General features: G+C 64.2%; 26 protein-coding genes. 14 read left to right on the top strand and 12 right to left on the bottom strand.

All coding sequences use genetic code 11. The features are described 5' to 3' along the window. The coding region (locus D769_RS18395) for a DUF2076 family protein (protein WP_008648033.1) at positions 1-349 on the top strand (349 nt) is incomplete at its 5' end. A gap of 64 nt (positions 350-413) precedes the next feature. Here the strand turns inward: D769_RS18395 and D769_RS18390 are convergent. Next, positions 414-1,679, bottom strand: a complete 1,266-nt coding sequence (locus D769_RS18390; protein ID WP_008648031.1) for an MFS transporter — start codon at positions 1,677-1,679, stop codon at positions 414-416. 406 nt (positions 1,680-2,085) lie between these two features. Between D769_RS18390 and D769_RS18385 the strand changes: the two genes are divergently transcribed. Continuing rightward, positions 2,086-2,493 carry a hypothetical protein gene (locus tag D769_RS18385; RefSeq protein WP_008648030.1) on the top strand — a complete coding sequence of 136 codons (408 nt, stop codon included), beginning with the start codon at positions 2,086-2,088 and terminating at the stop codon, positions 2,491-2,493. A gap of 111 nt (positions 2,494-2,604) precedes the next feature. Here the strand turns inward: D769_RS18385 and D769_RS18380 are convergent, their stop codons facing one another. Continuing rightward, a complete protein-coding gene (locus D769_RS18380; RefSeq protein WP_008648029.1) occupies positions 2,605-3,501 on the bottom strand; it encodes a LysR family transcriptional regulator in 897 nt (298 codons plus the stop codon). Between the two features lie 93 nt (positions 3,502-3,594). Here D769_RS18380 and D769_RS18375 point away from each other — a divergent pair, with 93 nt between their 5' ends. After that, on the top strand, positions 3,595-4,380 hold the full coding sequence (locus tag D769_RS18375; protein ID WP_008648028.1) for an NAD(P)H-dependent oxidoreductase: 786 nt from the start codon (positions 3,595-3,597) through the stop codon (positions 4,378-4,380). Here the strand turns inward: D769_RS18375 and D769_RS18370 are convergent. From D769_RS18370 to pobA, 4 genes are all read right to left on the bottom strand, one after another. Then, on the bottom strand, positions 4,377-4,673 hold the full coding sequence (locus D769_RS18370) for a nicotinamide mononucleotide transporter (protein ID WP_008648027.1): 297 nt from the start codon (positions 4,671-4,673) through the stop codon (positions 4,377-4,379). The two genes, D769_RS18375 and D769_RS18370, sit on opposite strands and share 4 nt — an antisense overlap. A 123-nt stretch (positions 4,674-4,796) precedes the next feature. Further along, positions 4,797-5,576 (bottom strand): 5'/3'-nucleotidase SurE, encoded by a 780-nt coding sequence (gene surE / locus D769_RS18365; RefSeq protein WP_008648025.1) that lies wholly within the window; start codon positions 5,574-5,576, stop codon positions 4,797-4,799. A gap of 134 nt (positions 5,577-5,710) precedes the next feature. Beyond that, entirely contained in the window at positions 5,711-6,799 is a 1,089-nt protein-coding gene (locus D769_RS18360) for an alpha/beta fold hydrolase (RefSeq protein ID WP_008648023.1), read from the bottom strand. A 97-nt stretch (positions 6,800-6,896) separates the two neighbouring features. Beyond that, entirely contained in the window at positions 6,897-8,093 is a 1,197-nt protein-coding gene (gene pobA, locus D769_RS18355; RefSeq protein WP_008648022.1) for a 4-hydroxybenzoate 3-monooxygenase, read from the bottom strand. Positions 8,094-8,220: 127 nt separating this feature from the next. Between pobA and D769_RS18350 the strand changes: the two genes are divergently transcribed. Then, entirely contained in the window at positions 8,221-9,150 is a 930-nt protein-coding gene (locus D769_RS18350) for a helix-turn-helix domain-containing protein (RefSeq protein ID WP_008648021.1), read from the top strand. Between the two features lie 3 nt (positions 9,151-9,153). Here the strand turns inward: D769_RS18350 and pcaD are convergent, their stop codons facing one another. The 4 genes from pcaD to pcaH form a co-directional block, all read right to left on the bottom strand. Next, the gene (gene pcaD / locus D769_RS18345; protein WP_008648020.1) at positions 9,154-10,332 is read right to left on the bottom strand and encodes a 3-oxoadipate enol-lactonase; all 1,179 of its coding nucleotides are present in this window, start codon (positions 10,330-10,332) and stop codon (positions 9,154-9,156) included. 12 nt (positions 10,333-10,344) lie between these two features. Next, positions 10,345-11,751, bottom strand: coding sequence for a 3-carboxy-cis,cis-muconate cycloisomerase (locus D769_RS18340; RefSeq protein ID WP_081596830.1), 1,407 nt, complete (start codon positions 11,749-11,751; stop codon positions 10,345-10,347). A 92-nt stretch (positions 11,752-11,843) separates the two neighbouring features. Further along, positions 11,844-12,413, bottom strand: coding sequence for a protocatechuate 3,4-dioxygenase subunit alpha (pcaG, locus tag D769_RS18335; protein WP_008648017.1), 570 nt, complete (start codon positions 12,411-12,413; stop codon positions 11,844-11,846). A 4-nt stretch (positions 12,414-12,417) separates the two neighbouring features. Further along, positions 12,418-13,131 (bottom strand): protocatechuate 3,4-dioxygenase subunit beta, encoded by a 714-nt coding sequence (gene pcaH, locus D769_RS18330; RefSeq protein ID WP_008648003.1) that lies wholly within the window; start codon positions 13,129-13,131, stop codon positions 12,418-12,420. Positions 13,132-13,236: 105 nt separating this feature from the next. On the opposite strand from pcaH, the gene D769_RS18325 reads away from it, so the two are divergent. The 7 genes from D769_RS18325 (at position 13,237) to D769_RS18295 (ending at position 18,579) form a co-directional block, all read left to right on the top strand. Continuing rightward, positions 13,237-14,190: a LysR substrate-binding domain-containing protein gene (locus D769_RS18325; RefSeq protein WP_008647995.1), complete on the top strand. Its 954-nt coding sequence runs from the start codon at positions 13,237-13,239 to the stop codon at positions 14,188-14,190. Positions 14,191-14,470: 280 nt separating this feature from the next. After that, complete coding sequence (locus tag D769_RS18320; RefSeq protein WP_008647988.1) at positions 14,471-15,850, top strand: aromatic acid/H+ symport family MFS transporter; 1,380 nt, start codon at positions 14,471-14,473, stop codon at positions 15,848-15,850. Between the two features lie 127 nt (positions 15,851-15,977). Continuing rightward, positions 15,978-16,499 (top strand): shikimate kinase, encoded by a 522-nt coding sequence (locus D769_RS18315; RefSeq protein ID WP_008647986.1) that lies wholly within the window; start codon positions 15,978-15,980, stop codon positions 16,497-16,499. A 276-nt stretch (positions 16,500-16,775) separates the two neighbouring features. Next, positions 16,776-16,961 carry a hypothetical protein gene (locus D769_RS18310; protein ID WP_008647984.1) on the top strand — a complete coding sequence of 62 codons (186 nt, stop codon included), beginning with the start codon at positions 16,776-16,778 and terminating at the stop codon, positions 16,959-16,961. A gap of 15 nt (positions 16,962-16,976) precedes the next feature. Further along, entirely contained in the window at positions 16,977-17,468 is a 492-nt protein-coding gene (locus tag D769_RS18305) for a type II toxin-antitoxin system VapC family toxin (protein ID WP_008647982.1), read from the top strand. Between the two features lie 65 nt (positions 17,469-17,533). Then, on the top strand, positions 17,534-17,920 hold the full coding sequence (locus D769_RS18300; protein WP_040011118.1) for a cupin domain-containing protein: 387 nt from the start codon (positions 17,534-17,536) through the stop codon (positions 17,918-17,920). A gap of 23 nt (positions 17,921-17,943) precedes the next feature. Next, on the top strand, positions 17,944-18,579 hold the full coding sequence (locus D769_RS18295) for an MliC family protein (protein ID WP_008647980.1): 636 nt from the start codon (positions 17,944-17,946) through the stop codon (positions 18,577-18,579). Positions 18,580-18,706: 127 nt separating this feature from the next. On the opposite strand, the gene D769_RS31225 is transcribed toward D769_RS18295, so the two are convergent. Both D769_RS31225 and D769_RS18290 read right to left on the bottom strand, forming a co-directional pair. Beyond that, a complete protein-coding gene (locus D769_RS31225; RefSeq protein WP_241227882.1) occupies positions 18,707-19,762 on the bottom strand; it encodes a fimbrial protein in 1,056 nt (351 codons plus the stop codon). 382 nt (positions 19,763-20,144) lie between these two features. Then, complete coding sequence (locus D769_RS18290) at positions 20,145-20,855, bottom strand: aspartate/glutamate racemase family protein (protein ID WP_008647977.1); 711 nt, start codon at positions 20,853-20,855, stop codon at positions 20,145-20,147. Positions 20,856-21,050: 195 nt separating this feature from the next. Between D769_RS18290 and D769_RS18285 the strand changes: the two genes are divergently transcribed. From D769_RS18285 to D769_RS18275, 3 genes are all read left to right on the top strand, one after another. Beyond that, positions 21,051-22,265 (top strand): EAL domain-containing protein, encoded by a 1,215-nt coding sequence (locus D769_RS18285; RefSeq protein WP_008647976.1) that lies wholly within the window; start codon positions 21,051-21,053, stop codon positions 22,263-22,265. Positions 22,266-22,504: 239 nt separating this feature from the next. Continuing rightward, positions 22,505-23,014: a sigma-70 family RNA polymerase sigma factor gene (locus D769_RS18280; protein WP_008647973.1), complete on the top strand. Its 510-nt coding sequence runs from the start codon at positions 22,505-22,507 to the stop codon at positions 23,012-23,014. After that, positions 23,011-23,264, top strand: a 254-nt coding sequence (locus D769_RS18275; RefSeq protein ID WP_241227881.1) for a DUF4880 domain-containing protein, incomplete at its 3' end; no start/stop codon positions are given. The genes D769_RS18280 and D769_RS18275, both read left to right, overlap by 4 nt.

Genomic DNA, 23,264 nt, shown 5'->3' with positions numbered 1-23,264 from the left:
GCCGCAAGCGGCCCGGCCCGGGTTTCTGAGCGGAGGCCTGGGCGGCACGCTTGGCAGCATCGCCACCACGGCGGCGGGTGTCGCGGGCGGCGCGATGCTATTCCAGGGCATCGAAAATCTGTTCCACCGCAACAGCGGTGGCGGCTTCTTCGGGCAACCGGCAATGGGTTCGGCGCCCACCGAGACCGTGATCAACAACTACTACGAGGACGGCAGCGGTAGCAACGGCGGTGGTGGTGGCAGCAATGCGCTGCTGGCCGACAACGGCAACCTCGACAGTGGCAACCTCGACAATGGTCTGGACGACTTCGTCGACGACGACTACCGGAACGACGACTCGATCTTCTGATTCTTCTGGCCGTCCTGAGCACGGCGCGGGATCCTGCCTCCGGTCCCGCGCCCAGGAGGCTTGCTCAGGCTGTCACGGTGATGTCACGGCGAGAGGCACTCATCAGTGACCACCCAAACACGACCATACCGGCCAGCGCCAGCAGCATCCCGACCCAGCCAGTTGAGGTCCAGCCGAGACCGGCGGCGATCGTCACGCCACCCAGCCATGCGCCGAGCGCGTTCGCCATATTGAACGCCGAGTGATTGAGCGCGGCGGCCAGCGTCTGAGCGTCTCCAGCCACGTCCATCAGGCGGATCTGCAACGGCGGGCCCAGCGCCACGGCGGTGCCTACCAACATCACATTGAGCGAAGCGAGCCACGGGTATGGCGCGGTGTACACGAAGGCGCCCAGCACCAGCGCGGACCAGAGCAGCACACCACCGACGGTCGGCATCAATGCCTTGTCCGCCAGCTTCGCGCCGGCCAGATTGCCGGCCACCATGCCGACGCCGAACAAGGCCAGCACGATAGGAATACCGCTGGCGGGCATATGCGCCACCTCGAGCATCGTCGGCTTGACATAGCTGAACACCGCGAACATGCCACCAAAGCCGATGGCGCCAATGCCGAGCGTGAACCAGACCTGCTTGCGCGCCAGCGCGGACAGTTCGCGCAATGGGCTTGCATGGCGATCGGCGGGCACGAACGGCACCCAGCGCCACACCAGCAAAGCCGTGAGCGCGCCGATGGCGCCGACGATCACGAACGCGGCGCGCCAACCCAGCCACGTGCCAATGCCGGCAGCGATTGGCACTCCCACAAGGGTCGCCACGGTCAGCCCGAGCATGACCAGGCCGACGGCCTGCGCGCGGCGCTCGCGCGCCACCAGACTTGCCGCCACCAATGCGGCCACGCCGAAGTAGGTGCCATGCGGAAATCCGGTGAGCAGGCGCACGACGAGCATCGGCAGATACCCCGGCGCCAGCGCGCTGGCGAAGTTGCCCAGGGCGAAGGCGCTCATCAGCGCAATCAGCAGGTTGCGGCGTGGCCAGCGCGCGCCCAGCACGGCCAGCAATGGCGCGCCGATGACCACGCCCAGCGCGTACGCGCTGATCAGGTGGCCGGCCTCGGGAATCGTGATTGCCAGATCGCGCGCGGCGTCGGGCAGCAAGCCCATGATGACGAACTCGCCGGTGCCAATGCCAAAGCTGCCAACGCCAAGCGCCAGCAAGGCACGGCGGTCAGCCGCGCGATCACGGGCCGTGGCGGCATCGCCTTCGGTAGATGAATTCGGGGACGAACGGGTGAGATCGGGAACGTTGTCGAAGTTTCCGTGTGGGGCGGTCATGAGCAGAGAGATTGCGAAGCACTTGTCATAGCTTGTCGCCGCTCACTGGCGGACAGGATCTTGCGTCCTGTCTCGGGGGCTCCAGCGTGCTCCGCGCGGCGCGAAGGCGCTATTGTGAAGCAAAACGGCGCTGCTTGCCGGGCACGGCCCGGTGTGGATGAAAAGGCCGGTCGGCGCACAATCGATACATCATTGACACACCATCGACGCCCCCATCGCCCGATGATCGGTGCACATTCCGCGCACGGTCGCGCCATGGTGGTCGATCCCACGATTCCATCGCATCCGTACTGCGCGCAGGGCTATCGGCGCACGATGCGCCGCCCTATGCTGAAGTTATGCGACGCCCGCGTCCCGTACCCGTGAACCACGGCCCGGGTGCCGCGACTCGTGTGTGGGAGGGGATATGTCCCTGCGTAGCATCCTGTTCATCGCCGCCGTGACCATTACCTGGAATTCGCCTGCAGCCGCGGCGGGCTGCCAATACGACATGCAGTGCAAGGGCGACCGAATCTGTCAGCAGGGCCAGTGCATGGCGCCCGACAGCGACGACTCCGACGCCGCGACTGCCAAGGGACCATCGGTACAACAGGCACAACCTGTGCAGCCGGCACAGGCGGCACCACCCGCGCAGTCGGCCATGAGGCTGACTCCCGCGTCCACCACCGCGAGCGCGCCGCGCAACTGCTGTACCGTGGCAGGCAAGTTGCGGTTGACCACACCCCAATCGGGCGATGCCGCGCTGATGGTCGGCGATGCCTGCCAGGGCCTGACGGCCACGGGTAAGCCAGTTCCCGGAACGGCCTGCAACTAACGCATGCAGACATCCCCATCGACAATTCAACGTCATCCCGACGACATCTGACTGTCATCCGGCGGCCGCCATCACACCGCCATCACGGGCCCGGAGCCATCCGGGCCCCACCTATCGCACCGCCGCCGCGATCGACTCCCGCAGCCACTGATGCGCGGGGTCGCGATGAACCCGCTCGTGCCACAACATTGACATCTCGAATCCCGGCACCTCCACGGGCGCATCGACGATCTGCAGCCGGTCGTTGTCCCGCACCAGCCGGGCCGGCAGCATCGCGACCAGATCGGTGTTGGCCAGCACCGATTCAAGGTAGAGGAAGTGCGGCACGGACAGCACGACCCGTCGCGACAGCCCCACCTCGACCAACGCCTCATCGGTGGCGCCGACGAATCCCCCGCCCTCAGGCGACACGATCACATGCTCCAGCGCGCAGAACTGGGCGATGGTCGGCTTGCGCTTCAGGCGTGGGTGCTCACGACGGCCGGCCAGCACGAAGCGCTCGGTGAACAGCGGACGGAGATGCAGGCTTTCCGGGGCATCGGTGGTGATATGGAACACCAGATCGACGTCACCCTGCTCCGCCTGACGTGCAATCCGTGGCGGCGCCAGTTCAACGACCGCCATGCGGGTGCCGGGCGCGGCCTCGCGCAAGCCGGCCAGCGCCGGCAGCAACACGGTTGTTTCGCTGTAGTCGGTGGCGGCAATGCGCCATGTCTGCGTGGCCTCGGCGGGGTCGAACGGATGCTCCGGCGAGATGGCCGCCTCCAGCGCGGCCAGCGCCTCGCGCAGCGGTTCGCGCAGGGATTCAGCGCGGGCGGTGGGGCGCATGCCACGTGGCCCGGGCAGCAAAAGCGGATCGTCAAAGATCTCTCGCAGCCTGGCCAGATGCACACTCACCGAGGGCTGGGAGTAGTGCAGCCGCTCGGCCGCGCGCGTGACGTTATGCTCGGCCAGCAGCGTGTCGAGTGTGACGAGCAGATTCAGATCGAGGCGCCTCAAATTAATCATGGCAATACCTGGAATATTAGGAATTCATTTCCAATATAGCTCAGGCGAACCTAATCTTGGTCCTGACCCATCCTCAGTCATCAGGACACCGACATGAACGTACTGCTTGTCTATGCTCACCCCGAACCGAAATCGCTGAATGGCTCGCTCAAGGACTTCGCCGTGCAACGGCTGGAAGCGGCAGGCCATCAGGTGCGGGTCTCGGACCTCTATGCCATGCAATGGAAGGCGCCGCTCGATGCCGGCGACTCGCTGGCACCTGCGAATGGCACGCCGTTTCATCCGTCGCTCGCCTCGAAGCACGCATTCGAGAACGGACTGCAAAGTCCCGACATCGCACGCGAGCAGGAAAAGCTGAAGTGGGCCGACGCGGTGATCCTGCAGTTCCCGCTCTGGTGGTTTTCAATGCCCGCCATCCTCAAGGGCTGGATCGAGCGCGTCTATGCCTTTGGCTTCGCCTACGGTGTGGGCGAGCATTCGGATTCGCGCTGGGGCAATCGATATGGCGAGGGCACGCTTGCAGGCAAGCGCGCCATGCTGATGGTGACGACTGGGGGGTGGGAATCCCACTACGATGCGCGCGGGATCAACGGACCGATCGAGGACATCCTGTTCCCGATCCATCACGGCATCCTGTACTACCCGGGATTCGACGTGCTGCCGCCCTTCCTGGTATTTCGGTCGGGCCGGATCGACGGCGATCGCTATGCCGCGGTGACCGAAAAGCTTGGCCAGCGGCTGGACACGCTGTTCACGACGGAACCCATCGCCTTCCGGCCACAGAACGGCGGCCAGTACGAGATTCCGTCACTGATCCTGCGGTCGGACATCTCGCCGGGACAGACCGGATTCGCGGCGCACGTGGCGCTGGAGAACTAGGCCGCTGCGGCAGCCGTGGGCGTGTGGGCAGCCAGTTCGCGGTAATAGCGCGTGTGGCGATAGAGCCCATAGAGGCTCGTCGCCGTGAAACCGAGCTGCTGCACGAACAGGCCATAGGTGCCGGTGGCCAGCGCGAAGGCACTCCACACCAGGTTCGAGCAGATGTAGGCAATCCAGCCCCAGCGCGACGCGCGGTTGTGAAGTGCGACAAGGAAGGAGCCGCTCATCGCGAGGGCGCAGCCCGACCATTCCAGTCCGTTGAGCAGGTTGGGGATTTGGGCCGCAAGCTCCATCTTTGTCTCCGTTTTGCGTTCATTTTTTGTATGCAAACCGAAGACTATCGTCACTGACAAATTCTGGCAAGAGGGGCTACCCGAGGTTTACCTCGGACTCGCCCCTCCCCCTTTGCGCCGCGCTCAGGCCCGCGTCAGGTTGTCCGCCAGCGCCACTGCGGCTTCCTCGCTGGTGCGCTCGAAGCGCAGCGGCGTCACCGACACCGCGCCACGCGCCACCACCATCGCCTCCGCATCGTCCACGTCGGGCCTCGGGCCGCGCGAGAACTGCAACCAGTGATAGGGGAAGCCGCGCGGGTCCACGTGCGCGCGGACGTCGATTGCGTTGATCAGCCCGACGCCCTGCCGCGATACCGTCAGCGGACCGGCCGTATCGGCTTCAACGTCCGGGAAGTTGACGTTCAGACACGCGTCATCACTCCAGCCCGCCATCACCAGGCGGCGAATCACATCGCCTGCCAGCGCCCGGGACGTCCCCCACTTCACCGCATTGCGATCCTTGAAAACCTGGCTCAGCGCGATCGAGCGGATGCCCAACAGCATGCCGGTCATGGCTGCGCCGACGGTGCCGGAGAACACGGTTTCGAGCCCGAGATTGCCGCCGCGATTGATGCCGGACAGCACCAGGTCCGGGGGCGTATCGCGCATCACGTGGCGTACTGCCATCACGACGCAATCTCCCGGCGTGCCGCTGATGCCGAAGCGGCGCGGGCCATGCTCGGTGATACGCAGCGGATCATGCAGGCTGATCGAGTGCGAGGTGCCGCTTTGATCGTGCTCGGGCGCGACGATCCAGACTTCGCGCGCGATCGTGGCGGCGACCTCCGCCAGCACGGCAAGGCCCGGCGCATCGATGCCATCGTCATTGGTCAGGAGCACGCGTTCGACTACAGGTTCAGACATGGAATAGGCTCAGGTGGTTGGAGAAGGCCCGCCGCGCAGCCCCGAAGCGCCGCGCGAAAGCGACCTTTACTTTAGCCGATCCCGCTCCGTTCCCGCCGACCTCGTCCGCCACGAGACCGGCAGCCCCCGCTGGCTTACAACTGGGGCGCCCTGCAGGCCGCGCCGCCGGCATTCGCGGCCGGGGCCATGCCAAACACGGCCTGCGCCCCGCACTGCGAGCCAAACATGCGCGACTGGTCATGCCCCACGCCGACCACTTCGAACGAACGATGGGTGCTGGTCTGGTCCGGCGCACCGAGGAAGCTGTCATAGCGCCAGTACGCGCGCGCCCGCTGGAGGCGGGTCGGCCCTTCGGCTTCCGCGCCACATGACTTGTCGAGAACCCGATGGTTCGGATCGTTGTCCTTGCTGCCAACCAGATACGTCACCTTCCGCTGCATGTAGCGCCTGTAGAGCGTCTTGCCATCGGCGCCCTTTGCATAGGCCACCATGTCCTGCATGCCATAGCGGTACTCGTCGTAGCCGGGACACACCGCGGTGCTGTATGGCGCAAAGCGCTTGTAGTCCGGCGCCACGGGCCGATCCGGCGTGAAGTACAGGTATGAGGAAGGGTTGGCCACCACGTAGCGCAGATCGATGCCGCGCGCGCGTACCGCCTCGTCGACGTTGTTGAGCACGGCGTAGCGATGCACGATCTGCGCCCCGGCCGAATGGCCAGCCACGGTCACCTTGGTCACTGCTGGGAAGCGCGACTTGTCGGTGACATAGGCCACCAGGTCGTCCAGCACCTGCAGCGAACTGACTTTGACGCCCGATGCTGCATCCTCGCCGGAAATCCAGCCCTGCACGGTCCATACGGGCATGTTGTCAAAATGCTTGGCGGCATCGGGCGTGCCGGGGAAGTTCGGAGCAATCAGCAGGACTTCATCGGGATTCTGGCCACTGGCCTTGAGCAACTCCGCGCCAGTCGCGTAGTAGCCGTCACCATTGCGGCGCAGGCCATGCTGGATAAACACGACCTCCCTGATGCCCCGCATGTCGCCGCCGAGCGGATGGTTCGCGTACACGGGGAAGTCGTAGCCCGAGCCCTGGCCCAGATGCACCCGCTGCCATTGGGGCTTGCCGGTGGCAGCGGCCTGAGGCGCGTCGGACTGGGTCGCGCAGCCGGCGGCTAGCACGGCAGTCAGTATCAGTCCGAGGGCGGTTAGACGTACGGGACGCATGGTGTCTCCTTGCTATCGGCGTCCGCCATGCTAACAGCCCTTGATATGGGTTCTCGACCACCCTTGCATGGGCCGCCGGAGCAAACCCTCGCCGCGCTCAGCGCGGCAGGCCTACGTAGTTTTCCGCGAGCGAACGGCATGCGGCTTCGGAGCCGACCAGGTAGTCGAGTTCGGCTTGCTGGATGCGGTGCGCAAACGCGTCGGCGTCCGGGAAGCGGTGCAGCAACGACGTCATCCACCACGAGAAACGCTCCGCCTTCCAGACGCGGCGCAGGCACTTCTCCGAGTACATATCCAGTTCGTGCGAGTCGTCGTGCTGGTAGTGCGCGATGAGGCCATCGGCCAGGTAGAGCACGTCGCTGGCGGCCAGGTTCAGTCCCTTGGCGCCTGTTGGCGGCACGATGTGCGCCGCATCGCCCGCCAGGAACAGCCGGCCGTAGCGCATTGGCTCGCACACGAAGCTGCGCAGCGGGGCAATGCTCTTTTCGATACTCGGGCCCGTGACCAGCGCCTCTGCGGCGGCCGGGTCCAGGCGATGACGCAGTTCGTCCCAGAAGCGGGCATCGGACCAGTCCTCGGGTTTCTCCGTGGACGGCACCTGCACGTAGTAGCGGCTGCGGGTCTTCGACCTCATGCTGCACAGCGCAAATCCACGTTCATGGCTGGCGTAGATCAGTTCGTCGGCCACCGGAGGGGTCTCGGAAAGAATGCCAAGCCAGCCGAATGGATAGACACGTTCGAAGATGCGCTTTGACGGTTCCGGCACGCTGGCGCGGCTGACGCCGTGAAACCCATCGCAACCGGCGATGTAGTCGCAGACCACCTCATGCTCTACACCATCCTTGCGATAGCACACACGTGGGCGATTGCCGTCGAAATCGTGCAGCGAAACATCTTCCGCTTCATAGACCGTCGGCACGCCCGACGCCTGACGCGCGGCCATCAGGTCGCGCGTGACCTCGGTCTGCCCATAGACGGTAACGTCACTGCCGATCAGCGCATGGAAGTCGATGCGGTGGCGCTCGCCGCCGAACGACAGTTCGATGCCGTGGTGCACCAATCCTTCCTCACGCAGCCTGCCGTCAACACCGGCACGCTTCAGCGCCTCAACCGTCACGCATTCGAGAATGCCCGCGCGAATGCGGCCGAGGACATACTCGGGGCTGCGTTGCTCGATGACGATGTTGTCGATGCCCGCGACAGTCAGCAACTGCCCAAGCAGCAGCCCGGCAGGACCTGCACCAATGATGGCGACACGCGTGGAACGGGAATTGAACGAGCCATTGGGGGCCATGGCGAGTCTCCTGGTTTGTATGTATTTGTTGGGCCTAACGATAGAGCCTCGCGCGCCATGCAGGAATGGACAGATCGAACCATCGAAGTGACAATCCGAACATTCAGGGTTCACCCGATATGCCCCCATGAGAACCGTTCCGACCTACTCGCTCTATGGCGTGAATTCTTCGGAGCCCCTGCTGGATCAGCTTCATTTCGAGTCCATCGCCTCGCGCAGCCAGCTCTACGCGTGGGAGATCAAGCCACACCGGCACGAACGCTTCCTTCAATTTCTGTACATCCATCGCGGCAGCGGAGAAGCCCTGCTGGAGGGCCGCAAGGAACGACTCGCAAGCGGGTCGCTGATCACGGTGCCACCGCACCACGTGCATGGTTTCGTGTTCGCGCCCGACGTCGACGGCATCATCGTGACGATGACCGACACCTACCTGCGCACGTTGCTGGCCGGCTTGCCTGGGACGGTGCCGCTGTTCGAGCACCCACGGCATGACCGCGTGGCGCGACGCCACGCGCTGGCGGGCACGCTGGCGCTGTTCAGGGAGGAGATGGAATCGGTATCGCCGTGGCGCGGCGCATCGCTATCGGCGTTGCTGACGCTGATGCTGGTGGGCATCGCGCGCATCGCCGAGGCGTCGGCCCCGGCGAAGACGCAGGCCGGCAGCCGGCCGGCCCGGCACTTCCGGCAGTTCCAGCAACTGCTGGAGACCGACTATCGCGAACAGAATGACATCGCGTACTACGCCGGGGCGATCGGCGTCACGCCGACGCAGCTCAACCGCATCTGCCGCCAACTGGCCGGGCATAGCGCATTGCAGCTCATTCACGCACGCGTGCTGGCCGAAGCGCAGCGCGACCTGCTCTTCAGCGATCTCGATATCAAACAGATCGCGATGACACTCGGCTTCTCGGACGCGGGCTACTTCTCACGCTTCTTCGCGCGGCTGACCGGGCAGACGCCTACCGCATTCCGCGAATCGGGCCGTGCCCGCCTGCCAGCGTTCGCGATCAAGGACGCCATGAACGCGACGGATACGGCAGGCGTGGCGGACGCCTGAGCATCAGCCGCGCGCGCGATCCACTTCGGCAAAGACTTCTTCGGCCATGTGGAAGGCCGAGTTGGCCGCCGGCACGCCGCAATAGATCGCGGTCTGCAACAGCACTTCCTTGATCTCGTCGCGCGTGACGCCATTGTTGGCGGCTGCGCGGAGGTGCAGCTTCAGTTCCTCGGAACGGTTCAGCGCCACCATCATCGCGATCGTGATCAAGCTGCGCGAATGACGTGGCAGCCCTTCGCGCGTCCAGATCTCGCCCCAGGCATAGCGCGTGATCAGGTTCTGGAATTCCTCGTTCAGCGGCGTCAGCCGTTGCAGCGAACGGTGGACGTGCGCACTGCCAAGCACTTCCCGACGCACGGCGAGGCCCGCATCGTAGCGCGCATGATCGTCAGTCACCGGCAGGCGGCCGTTGATGAAGTCAAGCAGCGCGGCGGTAAAGCGCCCCGGCTGCTCTCGGTTCGAGAGATGCGCGGCGTGGAGCTCTATATAGATGGCCCCGGGAATGGCCGCGGCCAGTGCCCTGCCCTCTTCCGCAGTGGTCGACGGATCGTCGCTCCCGGCGATCACCAGCACGGGTACCGGAATCGTCTTGACCGCCTCGCGCAGGTCGGCATCGCGCACGGCGGCGCAACTCGCCGCATACCCACGCGGATCGAGCCCTGCCAGCACGGCACGCAGATCATCGAGCGCGCGTCCGGACGTGGCGACGAACGTCGGCGTGAACCAGCGGCCCAGCGATGCATCGACCATGCCGCCCAGGCCATCGCGGATCACCGCGTCGATGCGCGTGTTCCAGGACTCGGCCGTGCCGATCTTCGGCGCGGTATTGGCCAGCACGATCTTCGAGAAGCGTTCTGGCGCATACGCGCCGAGCCACATGCCAGTCAGACCACCCATCGAAAGGCCGCAGAACACGGCCTTGTCGATGTGAAGCGCATCGAGGATGGCCAGCACGTCGCGGCCCAATGTCTCCACCGTCAGCGAAGTCTCGGTGGTAGTGGATCGGCCGTGGCCGCGCACGTCGTAGCGCACCACGCGAAAACGGCCGGCCAGCGCGTCGGCCTGGGGCTGCCACATCATGTGATCGGTGCCGAGCGAGTTCGAGAAAACAATGACCGGTGCGTCTTCCGGTCCGTCGACGGTGTAAAACAGCCGGGCGCCGGCTTGATCGAGGTAAGGCAAGGGAGTCTCCTGTCAGGCCTGGTCTTGGTTCTCTTGGATATCCTGGTTCGCGCGCAGCGCCTGCCAGTTGGCAACGGCGGCATCGGCGAAACGTTCGGATTGTCCAGCGTACTGCGCGGGATCGCTCAGGCGGTCGAGCGCGGCGTCGTCGAGCAGCCCCGCGTGCTTCGGATCTTCGGCCAGCGTGCGGGCCAGCGCGATACGCAGCGTGGTGTCTTCCGCCACCGCGCGGCGCGAAGCTTGCTCCACGAGATGATGAGCCTGCAACCGGCCGATGCGCCGCCCCAGTTCGAGCATGGCTGCCTCACCGAGGATCAGGCCATGCGTGATATCGAGGTTCGCGCGCATACGGGCTTTATCGACCTGCAACCCGGACACGACGTCCGCCATCTGGCGCAGCGCGCCTGCCGCCAGCGTGACGATCTGCGGCAGCGTGTCCCATTCGGCCTGCCAGCCACCAAGCGCACGCTCATGTTCCTGCGTCATGCCCGCAAGCATCGTCGCCACCAGCGGTGGCACACGCGTAGCCGCGGTCAGCACCGCCGCGCATCCCACCGGGTTGCGCTTGTGGGGCATCGTGCTCGATCCACCACGTCCCGGGCCGGATGGCTCGGCTACCTCACCAACCTCGGTCTGCATCATCAGCGAGATATCGCGCGCCATCTTGCCCAGCGTGCCGGTCAACATGCCGAGCGCGGTAGCCACTTCGACCAGGCGATCTCGATGCGCGTGCCACGGCAGCGCGGGCACATCGAGTTGGAGTTCAGCGGCGAAGCGGGCCGCCACGGCTGCCGCGTCATCGCCCAGGCTGGCAAGGGTGCCGGCGGCGCCACCGAACTGGATCACGCGGGCCTGCGCCCGAACGTGGTCTAGCCGCATCAGATCGCGGCGCAAGGCATCGAGCCAGCCGCCGGCCTTGCAGCCAAACGTGGTGGGCAGCGCGTGTTGCAGCCATGTGCGCGCCACCATGGGCGTGGCGCGATGGGTGGTGGCCAGCGTCGCGCAGGCATCGCCGGCACGCAGCAAATCGACGACGATCTCGCGCAGGGCATCGCGCAGTTGCAGCACGAGCGCGGTATCAATGATGTCCTGGCTGGTTGCGCCCCAATGCACGTAGCGGCCGGCGGCGGCGTCGCGCTGGGTGACGGCTGCCGTTAATTGCTTGACGAACGGGATGGCGAGATTGCCGGCGGATACGGCCACCTGCGCCAGCGCCTCGAGGTCGATCACATCGACCCTGGCGCAGACTTCAGTAATGACGGCGGCGGCAGTGGCGGGAATCACGCCGCACTGCGCTTCGGCACGCGCGAGCGCGGCCTCGGCATCGAGCATCCGGCGTACGGTGCCAGTATCAGAGAAGACCTCGAGCACGGCGGGACTGCCGAACATCGGGTTGGTCAGGCGAGAAAGCGTGGGCATCGTCGGTGGGGGCAAACCGGTGGTAATGCGCCGATTGTCATGCAAAGCAGGGCACGGGGGAAACCCCCGCGCCCTGCTTGCAGTGCATCAGATCAGATATCGAAGAACACGGTCTCGCCCGCGCCTTGCAGCACGACGTCCCAGCGGTAGCTGTTCTGGCCATTCGGCTGCGCGATCAGCGTGGCGCGACGCTCGGCCGGCACCAGCGCCAGCACGCTGTCGGCGGCATTGGCCGCGGTTTCCTCGGGGAAGTAGATGCGCGAGGCGACGTGCTTGACCAGCCCGCGCATGAACACCGACACCATGATGTGCGGCGCCTGCGGACGGCCTTCCACGTCGGGCACGGCGCCGGGCTTGACGGTAACGAAGCGGAACGACCCGTCGCCCTCGGTCGGCACTCGCCCGAAACCGGTAAAGCCAGGGACCAGCCCAAGCTCGCGCTTGTCTTCCGGATGGCGATAGCGGCCAGCCGGATTGGCTTGCCAGATCTCGACCATGCCATCGGGCACGGGCTCGCCGTTGCCATCGATAACGCGGCCTTCGATCACGATGCGCTGCGCGGCCAGGTCGGGCGCGCCGGCGGTCAGGTCGGCGCAGTTCAGGCCGGTCAGGCCGATATGCAGGTAGGGTCCAACGGTCTGGGATGCGGTGGCGTACAGCATGGCCTTACTCCATCGGCGTGGCATCGCGGCCGCGCAGCACGATATCGAAACGGTAGCCGAGCGCGTACTCGGGGGCGGTGTTTTCCCAGTCGAAGGTCGAGATCAACCGATTGCGTGCCTTCTCGTCCGGCACGCAGTTGAAGATCGGATCGAACGGCAGCAGCGGATCGCCGGGGAAGTACATCTGCGTGACCAGCCGCGTGGCATACGCGTTGCCGAACAACGAGAAATGGATGTGCTGCGGCCGCCAGGCGTTATGGTGGTTGCGCCATGGATAGGCGCCCGGCTTGATCGTCTTGAACTGGTAGCGGCCGTCGGCATCCGTGATGGTGCGACCCTGGCCCGAGAAGTGCGGGTCGAGCGGCGCATCGTGCTGGTCGCGCTTGTGCACGTAACGGCCGGCGGCGTTGGCTTGCCAGACCTCGATCAGCGCATTCGGCACCGGGCGTCCGTTTTCATCGAGCACGCGGCCTGTCACCAGGATACGTTCGCCGATCGGCTCGCCACCGTTGCCTACGGTCAGGTCGTTATCGCCCTCACTGACAAACTCGGGGCCGAAGGTCGGGCCGGTGACCTCGGAAAGCGATTGCGGCAAGGCGATCAGCGACTGGCTCGGCGAGCGGAGTTGCGTCGAGGCATACGGATCGAAACGGTACTCGGGCTGGGTGTTCCAGTACGGCCGACGGTACTGGTCCGGGCGGGCGGAGCGTGGGGGCATCGCGCTGTCTCCGTGGTGGTGTTGTGTGAGCGAATGGGCTCGACTGTATTCAACGGCATAAGTCATGTAAATTGAGTTTTTACGCAATTTGAATGATTTTTTGTTATGCATGGTAGCCCGACGTCACGTGAAGCCCGCATCGACACGTTCCGCAGCCGGATCCGGCTACGCCATCTGCATTGCTTCGTCACCGTGGCGCAAACCCAGCATCTGGGCCGGGCCGGGGAGCGCCTCGGCCTGACACAGCCGGCCGTCTCCAAGACGCTGACCGAACTCGAGGAACTGGTCGGTGCCCGGCTGCTGGTGCGGCAGCGAGCAGGCACGGACCTGACCGCCGCCGGGATGCGCTTTCTGCGCCAGGCGCTGCGCGTGCTCGAAGACCTCGACGCCGTGGCCGACAGCCTGACCGGCGCCGACGCCGCGCGGCAGGAGCGCATTCGCGTGGGCGCGCTGCCGAGCGTCGTCCCGGCTTTGCTGCTCGAGGCGGTGACTGACTTCCGCGCGAATCATCCGGAAGTCGGACTCGCGGTGCAAAGCGGCATGAACCGGACGCTGATCGACCTGCTCAAGGCTGACGTGCTCGATGTGGTGATCGGCCGCATGGACGACCCCGCCGCGATGGAGGGGCTGTGGTTCGAATCCCTCGCAGCCGAGCCGCTGGTGCTGGCCGTGCGGGCGGGCCACCCGCTTGCCGGCAATGCTCGCCCGACGATGCGGGACGTGCTGGCCTGGCCGATGGTGGTGCCGGCGGTGGGCTCGATCCCGCGTCACAGCACCGAGAGCCTGCTGGCGCGACACGGGTTCGCCTTGCCGGCCGGCTGTCTGGAAACGGCCGATGGCTATCTGGGCCAGCTCGTGACGCTGCAAGGCGACAGCGTCTGGGCGGCACCGCTTTCGGCCACACACCGCGCCGTCGCGGCCGGCGAACTGGTGCTGCTGTCCTTCGACACGCAAGGCACCGAAGAGCCGATCGGATTGCTCCGCCGGAGCGATCGCACACTCGAACCGGTGGCGGAAGCATTCGCCGATACGATCCGCCGCATTGCGGCGAGCCGATAGGGTTGCTGGCGGCACTTGCTACCGGCCCGCGCGGCTTTTTTCCGGTATCCCGCATTCCCCGCATGCCCTTTTCCGAAGCGGTGTCGCGGCGGATGCGCGGGTTCCAGCCAACTGTGTCTTGCGGGTTTACGCCGATATTTCGCGCGCCAAAACGCTGCGTATGATCCGTTCCTATTGAGAACAGTGGTTCGCCTTTAGAACAATAAAGGCGAAACGGCCGCGTCAAACGCCCGTCAGAAATGCGAGAGCGGTCGCCGACAGATCCGAAACGGAGACAATCATGTCCCATGCCCCGCACTCAGCAACCGGTACGCTGGACGTCCAGTCGCTCATCGACAGCCAACGCTTCTCCGCCTATCAATGGCTCATCCTGGTCCTATGTTTCCTTATCGTCGCCGTAGATGGCTTTGACACGGCGGCCATGGGCTACGTTGCACCGGCCCTGGTACAGGATTGGGGTATCGAGAAATCGTCACTTGGCCCCGTCATGAGCGCAGCGCTGTTCGGCCTGGCCTTCGGCGCGATCTTCGCGGGGCCAATGGCCGACCGGGTCGGCCGCAAGAAGGTGCTGGTGCTGTCCGTGTTCTTCTTCGGTGCCTGCAGTCTGGCCACGGCTTTTGCGCCGACGATCTGGTGGCTAACTGTATTGCGATTCCTGACCGGCCTCGGCCTGGGCGCCGCCATGCCCAACGCAGTAACGCTGATGTCCGAGTACGCGCCAGCGCGCCGCCGCGCGGTACTGGTCAACACAATGTTCTGCGGCTTCCCGCTGGGGTCGGCGGCCGGCGGCTTCTTCGCGGCGGCGATCATCCCGCAGTTCGGCTGGCATAGCGTGCTGGTCTTCGGTGGCATAGTGCCGCTGGTGCTGGCGGTGGTGCTGGTGACCACGCTGCCGGAGTCGGTCCGCTATATGGTCGTGCGCCAGTACCCCACCGACCAGATCCGGCAGGTGCTGGCGCGCGTGACCGGCGCCCGCGTGGGCAGCGCAAGCGCCTTCACGATCAGCGAGGCCGCGCCCGCGTCGTCGTCGGCCATTGGCACCGTGCTGGCGCCGCGCTATCGATTGGGCTCGACCATGCTGTGGCTCACCTATTTCATGGGGCTGGTGATCTTCTACCTGCTGACGAGCTGGATGCCGACGCTGATGAAAGACGCCGGATTCTCACTGCAGCGTGCGTCGTTCCTGACCGCCCTGTTCCCGCTTGGCGGCGGCATCGGCACCATCGCGGCCGGCTGGTTCATGGACCGCTTCAATCCGAACAAGGTCATCGCCATTACCTACGCCCTGACCGGCGTGCTGATCTATGCGGTGGGCCAGGTCGCCAGCGGCGATCAGGTGGTGCTGGGCGTGTTGATCTTCCTGGCCGGCACCGCGATGAATGGGGCTCAGTCGTCGATGCCGTCGCTGGCCGCCGCGTTCTATCCGACGCAAGGCCGCGCGACCGGCGTGGCATGGATGCTCGGCATCGGACGATTCGGCGGCATCACCGGCGCACTGCTCGGCGCCGAGCTGTTGCGCCTGCACCTGGGCTTCGACGTCATCTTCACGCTGCTGGCGATCCCGGCGTTCGCCGCCACTGCCGCGCTGGTCGTCAAGCATGTGGGCGCCCGGGGCGCGGCCCCCCTCGACACCGGCGGGGCCATGGTGTCCGGACACTGAGCCCGGCCGCGTCGCCCCGGGCGCCGGTGAAGTTGCCCCATACGTGCTACCGTTCAGAGGTACCAGTGTCCAGCGCGCGATCTTGGATCAGCAAACCTCCGGAGACAATCTCTTCTTCATCGGCTTCATGGGCGCCGGCAAGACGACGGTCGGGCGCGCCGTGGCGCACGAGCTCGGCCGCCCGTTCTTCGACACCGACCACGAGATCGAAACCCGCTGCGGCGTGCGGATCGCCACGATCTTCGAGCTCGAGGGCGAGGAAGGCTTCCGCCAGCGCGAGTCGCGCGTCCTGGATGAACTGACGCAGCGCAGCGGGATCGTGCTGGCCACCGGCGGGGGCGCAGTGCTGCGTCCGGAGAACCGCGCCATGCTGCGTGCGCGCGGCCAGGTGGTTTACCTCGACGCCACGCTGCCCGAGATCTGGCGCCGCACGCGGCGCAACCGCAACCGTCCGCTGCTGCAGACCGACAATCCGCGCGCGCGGCTCGAGGCGCTGTTTTGCGAACGCGACCCACTGTACCGCGAGGTTGCCCACATCGTCATGCCAGCCCATGGCGGCAGCATTGCCCAGGCTGCCGCCAATGTCCTGGCACAGTTGGGCCTTGCGCCTCCCGATGCCTTCCCACACGCACGAAATGACCACTCATGACCAATAACTCAAGTGAGTTATTGGTCCGCAAGCTACTCTGGATGCACACTTGCCGGGGGTCAGTCGACACGACCCTGAAACGACTTGGCAACTCTTGCTGCCCCGGCGATCCCGCGCGCCGGGGTATTTTCTTTTGCGGCGCCGCTTCTGCCGACAAGGGCCGACTCGATTGCCCTGTATCAAACTTCATAGCTCTCGGCACAGACGGACACAACTTTCCGCCCCGCCGTGGTGCACGATGGCGACCTCTTCAACGACTCAGCAAGGAGGTCCACCATGGAGATGACACACCACCCCGACACGCAATGCCCCAACCGGGCGACAGATGGTCAATGCGCCGTCGAAGCGCAGGACCAGCCCTCGAACCCGGAAGCCACGCAGCCCAACTCCCTTGCCGCGTTCATCCTGGCGATTCCTCCCGGCGACGCCAGCGATGAACGGGATTTCGCGCGAGTCCAGTGATCGGAGCGACCGAGCATGTATCTGGTCGACACCAACATCATCAGTGAGCAACGCAAGCGCGCCCGGGCGAACCCGGGCGTACTCGCATTTTTCGAGGATGCCGCCGCCAATGGTCGCGAGATTTTTCTCTCAGTCATCACGCTTGGAGAACTGCGACGCGGCGTGGAGCTCAAGCGCTTCCGCGGGGACCACAGGCAATGCCATGTCCTGGATGACTGGGTGCTGGCCGTACACCGGCGCCATACCCGGAACATCCTCGGCATCGATGCGCAGATCGTCGAACTCTGGGGCCATCTAAGCGTGCCAGACACGCAAAACTCACTCGATAAGCTGATCGCTGCCACAGCGCTGGTGCACGGACTGACAGTCGTAACGCGCAACGTCCGGGACTTCGCGAACACCGGCGTCCGAATCCTGAACCCCTTCAGCGACGTGCCGTCCGTGCGACGGGTTCTCGCTTTATGCCCACGCTTATTCCGCGGGCGATCCCAGGCGGCACAGTATTGAGTCAACGAAGCGGCCGGCCATGAGACTACACTTACAGTTTCTACGCCGTCTTTACCGCTTCCTCTGTGAACTCCACAACTCAACCCTCTCTGCCCGCCTTGACCGACTTCCTGGGCCGTCCGGCGCCCAGCCATGACAATCCGCGGCCGGACCGGCTCGTAAAAGGCAACCCTGATCGCACCACCTGGACGCACTACAGCGCCGCTCAGGGCGACTTCGACTGCGGCATCTGGGCGTGCGAGCCAGGCGCTTGGCGCATCGCCTTCCCCGCTGGCAAGGAAGAGTTCTTCCACGTCATCAGCGGCCGCTTGCGCATTACCAGCCTGGCCGGCGAGGCCCGTGAGTTCGGGCCCGGTGATGCCTGTGTGATTCCCGCCGGATTCGAGGGCGTGTTCGAGGTGATCGAGCCCGTGCGCAAGCATTTCGTCGTTATCGATCACAACGTCAGTTGATTACATTCTCAGGAGACCGTGCCATGCCCATCCGTCTATCCGTCCCGACCGTAGCACTGGCAATGCTTGGCACCACCGGCGTGGCACTGGCCGTCAGCCCAAGCTTCGATTGCGGGAACGCCAAAGGACAGGTGGAGCAATTGATCTGCAAGGACGATACGTTGGCACGACTCGATCGCGAAACCACGCGGCTCTACGGAATGGCGCTCGACGCGCGGTCATTGCCCGCCCCACAGAAGAAAACGCTTCTGGCGGCGCAGCGCGGCTGGATCAAGGGCCGCAACGACTGCTGGAAAGCCAGCGACGCCGGGGTCTGCGTCACTGCCAGCTATCTGGAGCGCATCCACGAACTGCGCCACACCTATGCTGGCGCTCGCACGCAGGACGACAAGGGCATCAGCCGCGGCCCATTCGATATCCGCTGCCCAGACATCAAAGCCGTGATCGCCGGCACATTCGTGCAGACGGAGCCGGGGTTCGCCTATCTGCGCTGGCTCGATCAACAACTGGTACTAACGCAAACGCCTGCGGCTTCAGGCGCGCGATATGCGGCCACGACCGGTAATGGTGAAGCAGTGTTCTGGGACAAGGGGCCGGATGCCCAGCTAACGCTGCCCGGCAAGGCGGAGATGAGCTGCCGCGTAGGCATAAGAGACTGACGAGTACGGGGACCACGAATCACCGGGTACAGTCAACGGGCATAAGCAGACTCTCGGAGCATTTGCACCCAAAACGCACAACACGCTCCGTTTATGACCAGACAATCAGAGACTTCCTGCTCGCACCCTACTCATACACCATGGTGAAGACCGAAGCTGCGTTCGCTCGGCCGCCTCTTACTGGCTCGCCGGTCAAAATATATCGCCCACCAAAACGGTAGATACTTGCACCATCTGGCGCTCGCGCTGTCAGCAGCACCGGCGTCCGCAGTTCCAACGGCACTCCATTTGAATTCAGCAATTGCACGCCTACGCCTGAGGCATTCGATGGGTCAGATGTGAGACCAATGATATTGGGCTTTCCTGCTAACGTTGTCACTGGATCAAACCGGATAGACGTCCTCGGACCAGAAGCGCAATTCATGCTAATCCGGAACGGTATCGTAGGTCCGTAAGCACCAGCCTCACGCCCACTGAACCCGTTTGGATAGGCAACCTCTCGCATATTGACGCTTACATTCCGGGAGTCCGCCGCAACCGAGCAGGAACGCGTATTCATTGTTCCCATGATGCTGACTTGCGTGAGAGTCACGGTATTGCTTGCGCCATCGGCTGCGGATACCCGCAACTCTCCGCCAACAAATCGAAGTGCTCCGGCCTGCCAATTTGGCGCTGTCTTGATGACTTCCACGCTTACATGCAGATAGCCTGTTCCATATGCGGGGGACGAGTCTATCGGCTCATTCTGCAAGTTTGCGATGATCGTAAGCGGGAGAGGGGTCGTACTGGTGGGTGTGCCGTAATACGATCTATAAGTCCAGATCGAGATCCGCACGCCAACGCCCGTCAAATTCGTGGGGTAAACATTCCTGAACCCTGGCACCGGCGCACCTGGCATCGAGAAACGGACGTATGCCTTGATCCGATTATTTGCAGTCTGGGAAGATTTGCACCAGCCGGCATTGTGACCGCCATAGGTATCCCAGGCTCCAGAAACGGCGTAAATCGCCGATCCAACGGGCACAGGGTTGGCGGTACTTTCAGAAACAGTGCCAAGATTAATATTCATAGTGGCCGTTGGTGACGCCGAGGTGCACCAGGAGGCCATGGCAGGAGACCAGACCGAAAACAGGAGCACTGATGCCAGCCAACAGTTTTTCCAATTTGAGGCGAGTATTTTCATCAGCGCAACCCCGAACATTCCGAATGACAAACGTACGTCTGCATACGTTAAGGCTGCACACAATGCCACAAGGGCTCGCCCCCCTCCATCGCAGTTGCCCGAATATTTGACTGATACCCACAAGCGACAAGCATCACGCTCAAGCGATACAAGCCGCGCTGCCTTGCGGTGCTCAGGGCAAGAAAATGCCTCAAGTCGCAGGACAACTTGAGGCAAGGGAAACATGGCTAAAGGGAGTTACTCCTGGCAACAGCGATATCCACGCCATTCGGCGCGGACAGGTCCGAGATTAAGATGGCCCCTGACGCAACAACATGGAAAACGTTCGACCCCGGGCGACAAGTCCATGCTGGAGCGTCGCAACTATCCCGGCAAAGGTGCCTCAGGCCACCTGGCCACCCTCCCCGGCTGCAAGCGCCACCGCTGCCATGGCATGTAGCTCGGTCGTATCGAATGTCGGCAATGCCGAATCCTCGGGCTTGATCAGCAACGTGATCTCCGTGCAGCCGAGAATCACGCCCTGCGCACCACCGGCCTTCAGCGATTCAATGATGCGCTGATAGACGGCGCGCGATTCACTCCGCACGACACCATGACAAAGTTCGTCGTAGATGATGTCGTGCACAAGCGTGCGGTCATCCTGATCCGGTATCACGACCTGGATACCATGGCGCTGCTCCATTCGGGCGCGGTAAAAATCCTGCTCCATGGTAAATCGCGTGCCGAGCAGGCCAACCCGTTCGATACCGGCACGACGCAGCGCGTCCGCGGTCGGGTCGACGATATGCAGGAACGGCACGTCGAGCACGGCTTCGATAGCGGGTGCCAGCTTGTGCATCGTGTTCGTGCAAAGCACGACGAAATCGGCGCCACCGGCTTCGACCTGGCGTGCCGCCTGCTGCATCTGGCTTCCCAGGTCCTCCCATCGCTCCGCATGTTGTAACGTCTTGATCTCTTCAAAGCAGACAGTGACCATGACGCTACGGGCGTTCCTGTGTCCGCCCAGGCGGGCCTTCATCCCCTGGTTGATCAGCCGGTAGTACTCGGCCGACGACTCCCAGCTCATGCCGCCAATCAGTCCTATTGTTTTCATCCTGCGCATCCCTTTGCTTTCATCTCCGCTCAAGCATGGACGAATCGCCCCCGATTGCCGTGGAGAAACCTCTGCATTTTCTCCGAGAAACCTCGGATCGAATGGCGTTACCTCTGCCAATATGGCCTGTCCTTTCTCATAAAGCTCCGTAGAATTCAAGTACTTCGTTCTCCACCTGCCATCGCAGAAAGCCCCATGCCCGCCCAATTCGAAGCCCTGCGAGTCCTGATCGTCGAAGACCATCCGTTCCAGCGCGCGGTAGCCGGCCACTTGCTCCATCGTCTGGGTGCCATGAATACCCACGCGGCAGCAGACGGACGCGAGGCGGAACAGGCATTGCGCGAACAGGCGTTCGACCTGGTCCTCTGCGACATCGATATGCCCAACTGCAACGGACCGGAACTGATGGCGCGGCTGACCCGCGATCGCGAGCACGCGTTCTTTGGCACGCCGCCGACTTGGGCATGGACCAGCAGTCTGGCACCAGACATCCTCGATTCGCATCGCGCCTTCGCCAGCGAGCACGTTTTCCCGCGCGTGTACGCGCTGGCCAAGCCGCTGCAATTGATAACGCTTCAGACCATTCTGGAAGAGGTCGCAGCCAGCAAGTACGTGCTGAATATGGCGAACCACAACGGGCCAACCGACGACGAGTTGCGTGATCTGGCCTGCCACCCGGACGCGCTCGTCTTCATGCTCCAGCCGCAGTTTCACATTGCGACCGATCGCCTTGCTGGCGCGGAAGCGCTTTGCCGCTGGCAGCATCCGAGACTGGGCCTGATACCGCCCACGCTCTTCATCCCCCGGCTCGAGGCGCTGGACGCGGCCGATGTGATCTTCCTCACCGCGATCGATCGATGCCTTGCGGCTCTGATTATTCTGTCCAAGGCCGGCATTACCGTGCCAATCAGTGTCAATGCGTCGGCGCAGACGCTCTGTCGGCCTGGCCTCGTGGAGCGGCTCGAAAGCGTGGTCGCCGCAAGCGGCGTGCCGCGCGCGCGGCTGACGCTCGAATTGACCGAGGAAGCCACCGTTCGGGATCCTTTTGCGCTCGGCATCGCGCTCAATCGCCTGCGGCTGCTCGGCTACCGCATTGCTATCGACGACTTCGGCATCGGCATTGCCACGCTGAAACTGCTGGCGGACCTTCCGTTCACGCAGATGAAGGTGGACAAGTCATTTGTCAGCCAAATGCTGGCCGGCAACCAGCGCGCCACGATCTGCCGCAGCATCATTCGGCTGGCCAATGATCTCGGCATGGAGTGCGTAGCCGAAGGCGTGGAAACGCCTGCGCAGTGCGCGGCGCTTCGCGCACTCGGGTGCGATATCGGCCAGGGATATCTGTGGGCACCACCCGAGCCCATCGACGTGTTTCTCAATGCCGCGCCTGGCCGTTATGGACAGGGATGATTGCCGCGCGCTGGCGCGCCCTCCCGCCACCCTGAAGCACCGGCCTTGACAGCACTCGAGAGCGCTTTAACCATCTTTCTTCGATTCACCTCCTGTGCCCCCCAGGCGCAGCCAGACACTCGGCGTGGTAGCTACGCCACTCCGAGCATTGCATGACATCGCGGCAATCCATACAATAACGATTCTCATTTACAAACAAGCTCACCTCCGCCGGCCCGTCGGGCGACAAGGAATGGACGATGGCCGCCGACGCTGGTCCACATCACGATATCCAAGCGCTCTACAGCGGCCACCATCGCTGGCTGCTCGGCTGGCTGCATCGCAAGATTGGCTGCTGGCACCGCTCCGCCGATCTCGCGCATGACACCTTCATACGTTTGCTGGCGCGTGAGGAAGCCCTGGCGATCGCCGAACCCCGCGCGTTCCTGACGACCGTCGCCCAACGGGTGCTGGCCAATCAGTGGCGGCGCGAGAAGCTCGAGCAGGCGTATCTGGAAGCCCTCGCCAGCCGGCCGGCCGCACTGACTCCTTCCGAGGAAGAACGCGCGATCCTGCTGGAAACCCTCAACGACATCGCTGAACGGCTCGACGGATTGCCTGTGGTAGTCAAGCGCGCGTTCCTGATGGCGCAGCTCGAAGGCCTGAGCCAGGCCGATATTGCATCCGCCTTGCGAATCTCGGTGACGACGGTCAAGCGCCATCTGGTTCGCGCCGGCGCGCAGTGCTACTTCGCGATGTCCCTCGCATGAGCGCGCAAGATCTGGGGATACCACCGCACGTGGCACGCGCCGCAGTGGAATGGCTGGTAACGCTGCAAGGCAGTGAAACGAATGAGGCATCCCTCGCCGCGTGGCGCCATTGGCTCTCTCAGCATCCCGACCACGCGCGCGCCTGGGCGCGAATCGAGGCAGTGAATGCGCGATTACGCGACGTCGCATCGCCACTGACCACGGCCGTCGCGCACGCGGCGCTGACTCCGCCGCGCTCCGCGAGTCGCCG

It is taken from the genome of Cupriavidus sp. HMR-1 (assembly GCF_000319775.1).
GTDB lineage: Bacteria > Pseudomonadota > Gammaproteobacteria > Burkholderiales > Burkholderiaceae > Cupriavidus > Cupriavidus metallidurans.
Note: the sequence above shows the minus strand (reverse complement) of the source record. Positions and strands in the feature narration are given on the sequence as shown.

What these genes read in the sequence shown, in the direction of transcription:
- D769_RS31225 (WP_241227882.1), bottom strand. Translation starts at nt 19,762, where the DNA reads ATGAAAATACTCGCCTCAAATTGGAAAAACTGTTGGCTGGCATCAGTG.
- D769_RS18390 (WP_008648031.1), bottom strand. Translation starts at nt 1,679, where the DNA reads ATGACCGCCCCACACGGAAACTTCGACAACGTTCCCGATCTCACCCGT.
- D769_RS18305 (WP_008647982.1), top strand. Translation starts at nt 16,977, where the DNA reads ATGTATCTGGTCGACACCAACATCATCAGTGAGCAACGCAAGCGCGCC.
- surE (WP_008648025.1), bottom strand. Translation starts at nt 5,576, where the DNA reads ATGTCTGAACCTGTAGTCGAACGCGTGCTCCTGACCAATGACGATGGC.
- D769_RS18325 (WP_008647995.1), top strand. Translation starts at nt 13,237, where the DNA reads ATGCATGGTAGCCCGACGTCACGTGAAGCCCGCATCGACACGTTCCGC.
- D769_RS18285 (WP_008647976.1), top strand. Translation starts at nt 21,051, where the DNA reads ATGCCCGCCCAATTCGAAGCCCTGCGAGTCCTGATCGTCGAAGACCAT.
- D769_RS18370 (WP_008648027.1), bottom strand. Translation starts at nt 4,673, where the DNA reads ATGGAGCTTGCGGCCCAAATCCCCAACCTGCTCAACGGACTGGAATGG.
- D769_RS18315 (WP_008647986.1), top strand. Translation starts at nt 15,978, where the DNA reads ATGGGCGCCGGCAAGACGACGGTCGGGCGCGCCGTGGCGCACGAGCTC.
- D769_RS18280 (WP_008647973.1), top strand. Translation starts at nt 22,505, where the DNA reads ATGGCCGCCGACGCTGGTCCACATCACGATATCCAAGCGCTCTACAGC.
- pcaH (WP_008648003.1), bottom strand. Translation starts at nt 13,131, where the DNA reads ATGCCCCCACGCTCCGCCCGCCCGGACCAGTACCGTCGGCCGTACTGG.
- D769_RS18385 (WP_008648030.1), top strand. Translation starts at nt 2,086, where the DNA reads ATGTCCCTGCGTAGCATCCTGTTCATCGCCGCCGTGACCATTACCTGG.
- D769_RS18320 (WP_008647988.1), top strand. Translation starts at nt 14,471, where the DNA reads ATGTCCCATGCCCCGCACTCAGCAACCGGTACGCTGGACGTCCAGTCG.
- D769_RS18350 (WP_008648021.1), top strand. Translation starts at nt 8,221, where the DNA reads ATGAGAACCGTTCCGACCTACTCGCTCTATGGCGTGAATTCTTCGGAG.
- D769_RS18360 (WP_008648023.1), bottom strand. Translation starts at nt 6,799, where the DNA reads ATGCGTCCCGTACGTCTAACCGCCCTCGGACTGATACTGACTGCCGTG.
- D769_RS18310 (WP_008647984.1), top strand. Translation starts at nt 16,776, where the DNA reads ATGGAGATGACACACCACCCCGACACGCAATGCCCCAACCGGGCGACA.
- pcaG (WP_008648017.1), bottom strand. Translation starts at nt 12,413, where the DNA reads ATGCTGTACGCCACCGCATCCCAGACCGTTGGACCCTACCTGCATATC.
- D769_RS18340 (WP_081596830.1), bottom strand. Translation starts at nt 11,751, where the DNA reads ATGCCCACGCTTTCTCGCCTGACCAACCCGATGTTCGGCAGTCCCGCC.
- D769_RS18375 (WP_008648028.1), top strand. Translation starts at nt 3,595, where the DNA reads ATGAACGTACTGCTTGTCTATGCTCACCCCGAACCGAAATCGCTGAAT.
- D769_RS18290 (WP_008647977.1), bottom strand. Translation starts at nt 20,855, where the DNA reads ATGAAAACAATAGGACTGATTGGCGGCATGAGCTGGGAGTCGTCGGCC.
- pobA (WP_008648022.1), bottom strand. Translation starts at nt 8,093, where the DNA reads ATGGCCCCCAATGGCTCGTTCAATTCCCGTTCCACGCGTGTCGCCATC.
- D769_RS18380 (WP_008648029.1), bottom strand. Translation starts at nt 3,501, where the DNA reads ATGATTAATTTGAGGCGCCTCGATCTGAATCTGCTCGTCACACTCGAC.
- D769_RS18295 (WP_008647980.1), top strand. Translation starts at nt 17,944, where the DNA reads ATGCCCATCCGTCTATCCGTCCCGACCGTAGCACTGGCAATGCTTGGC.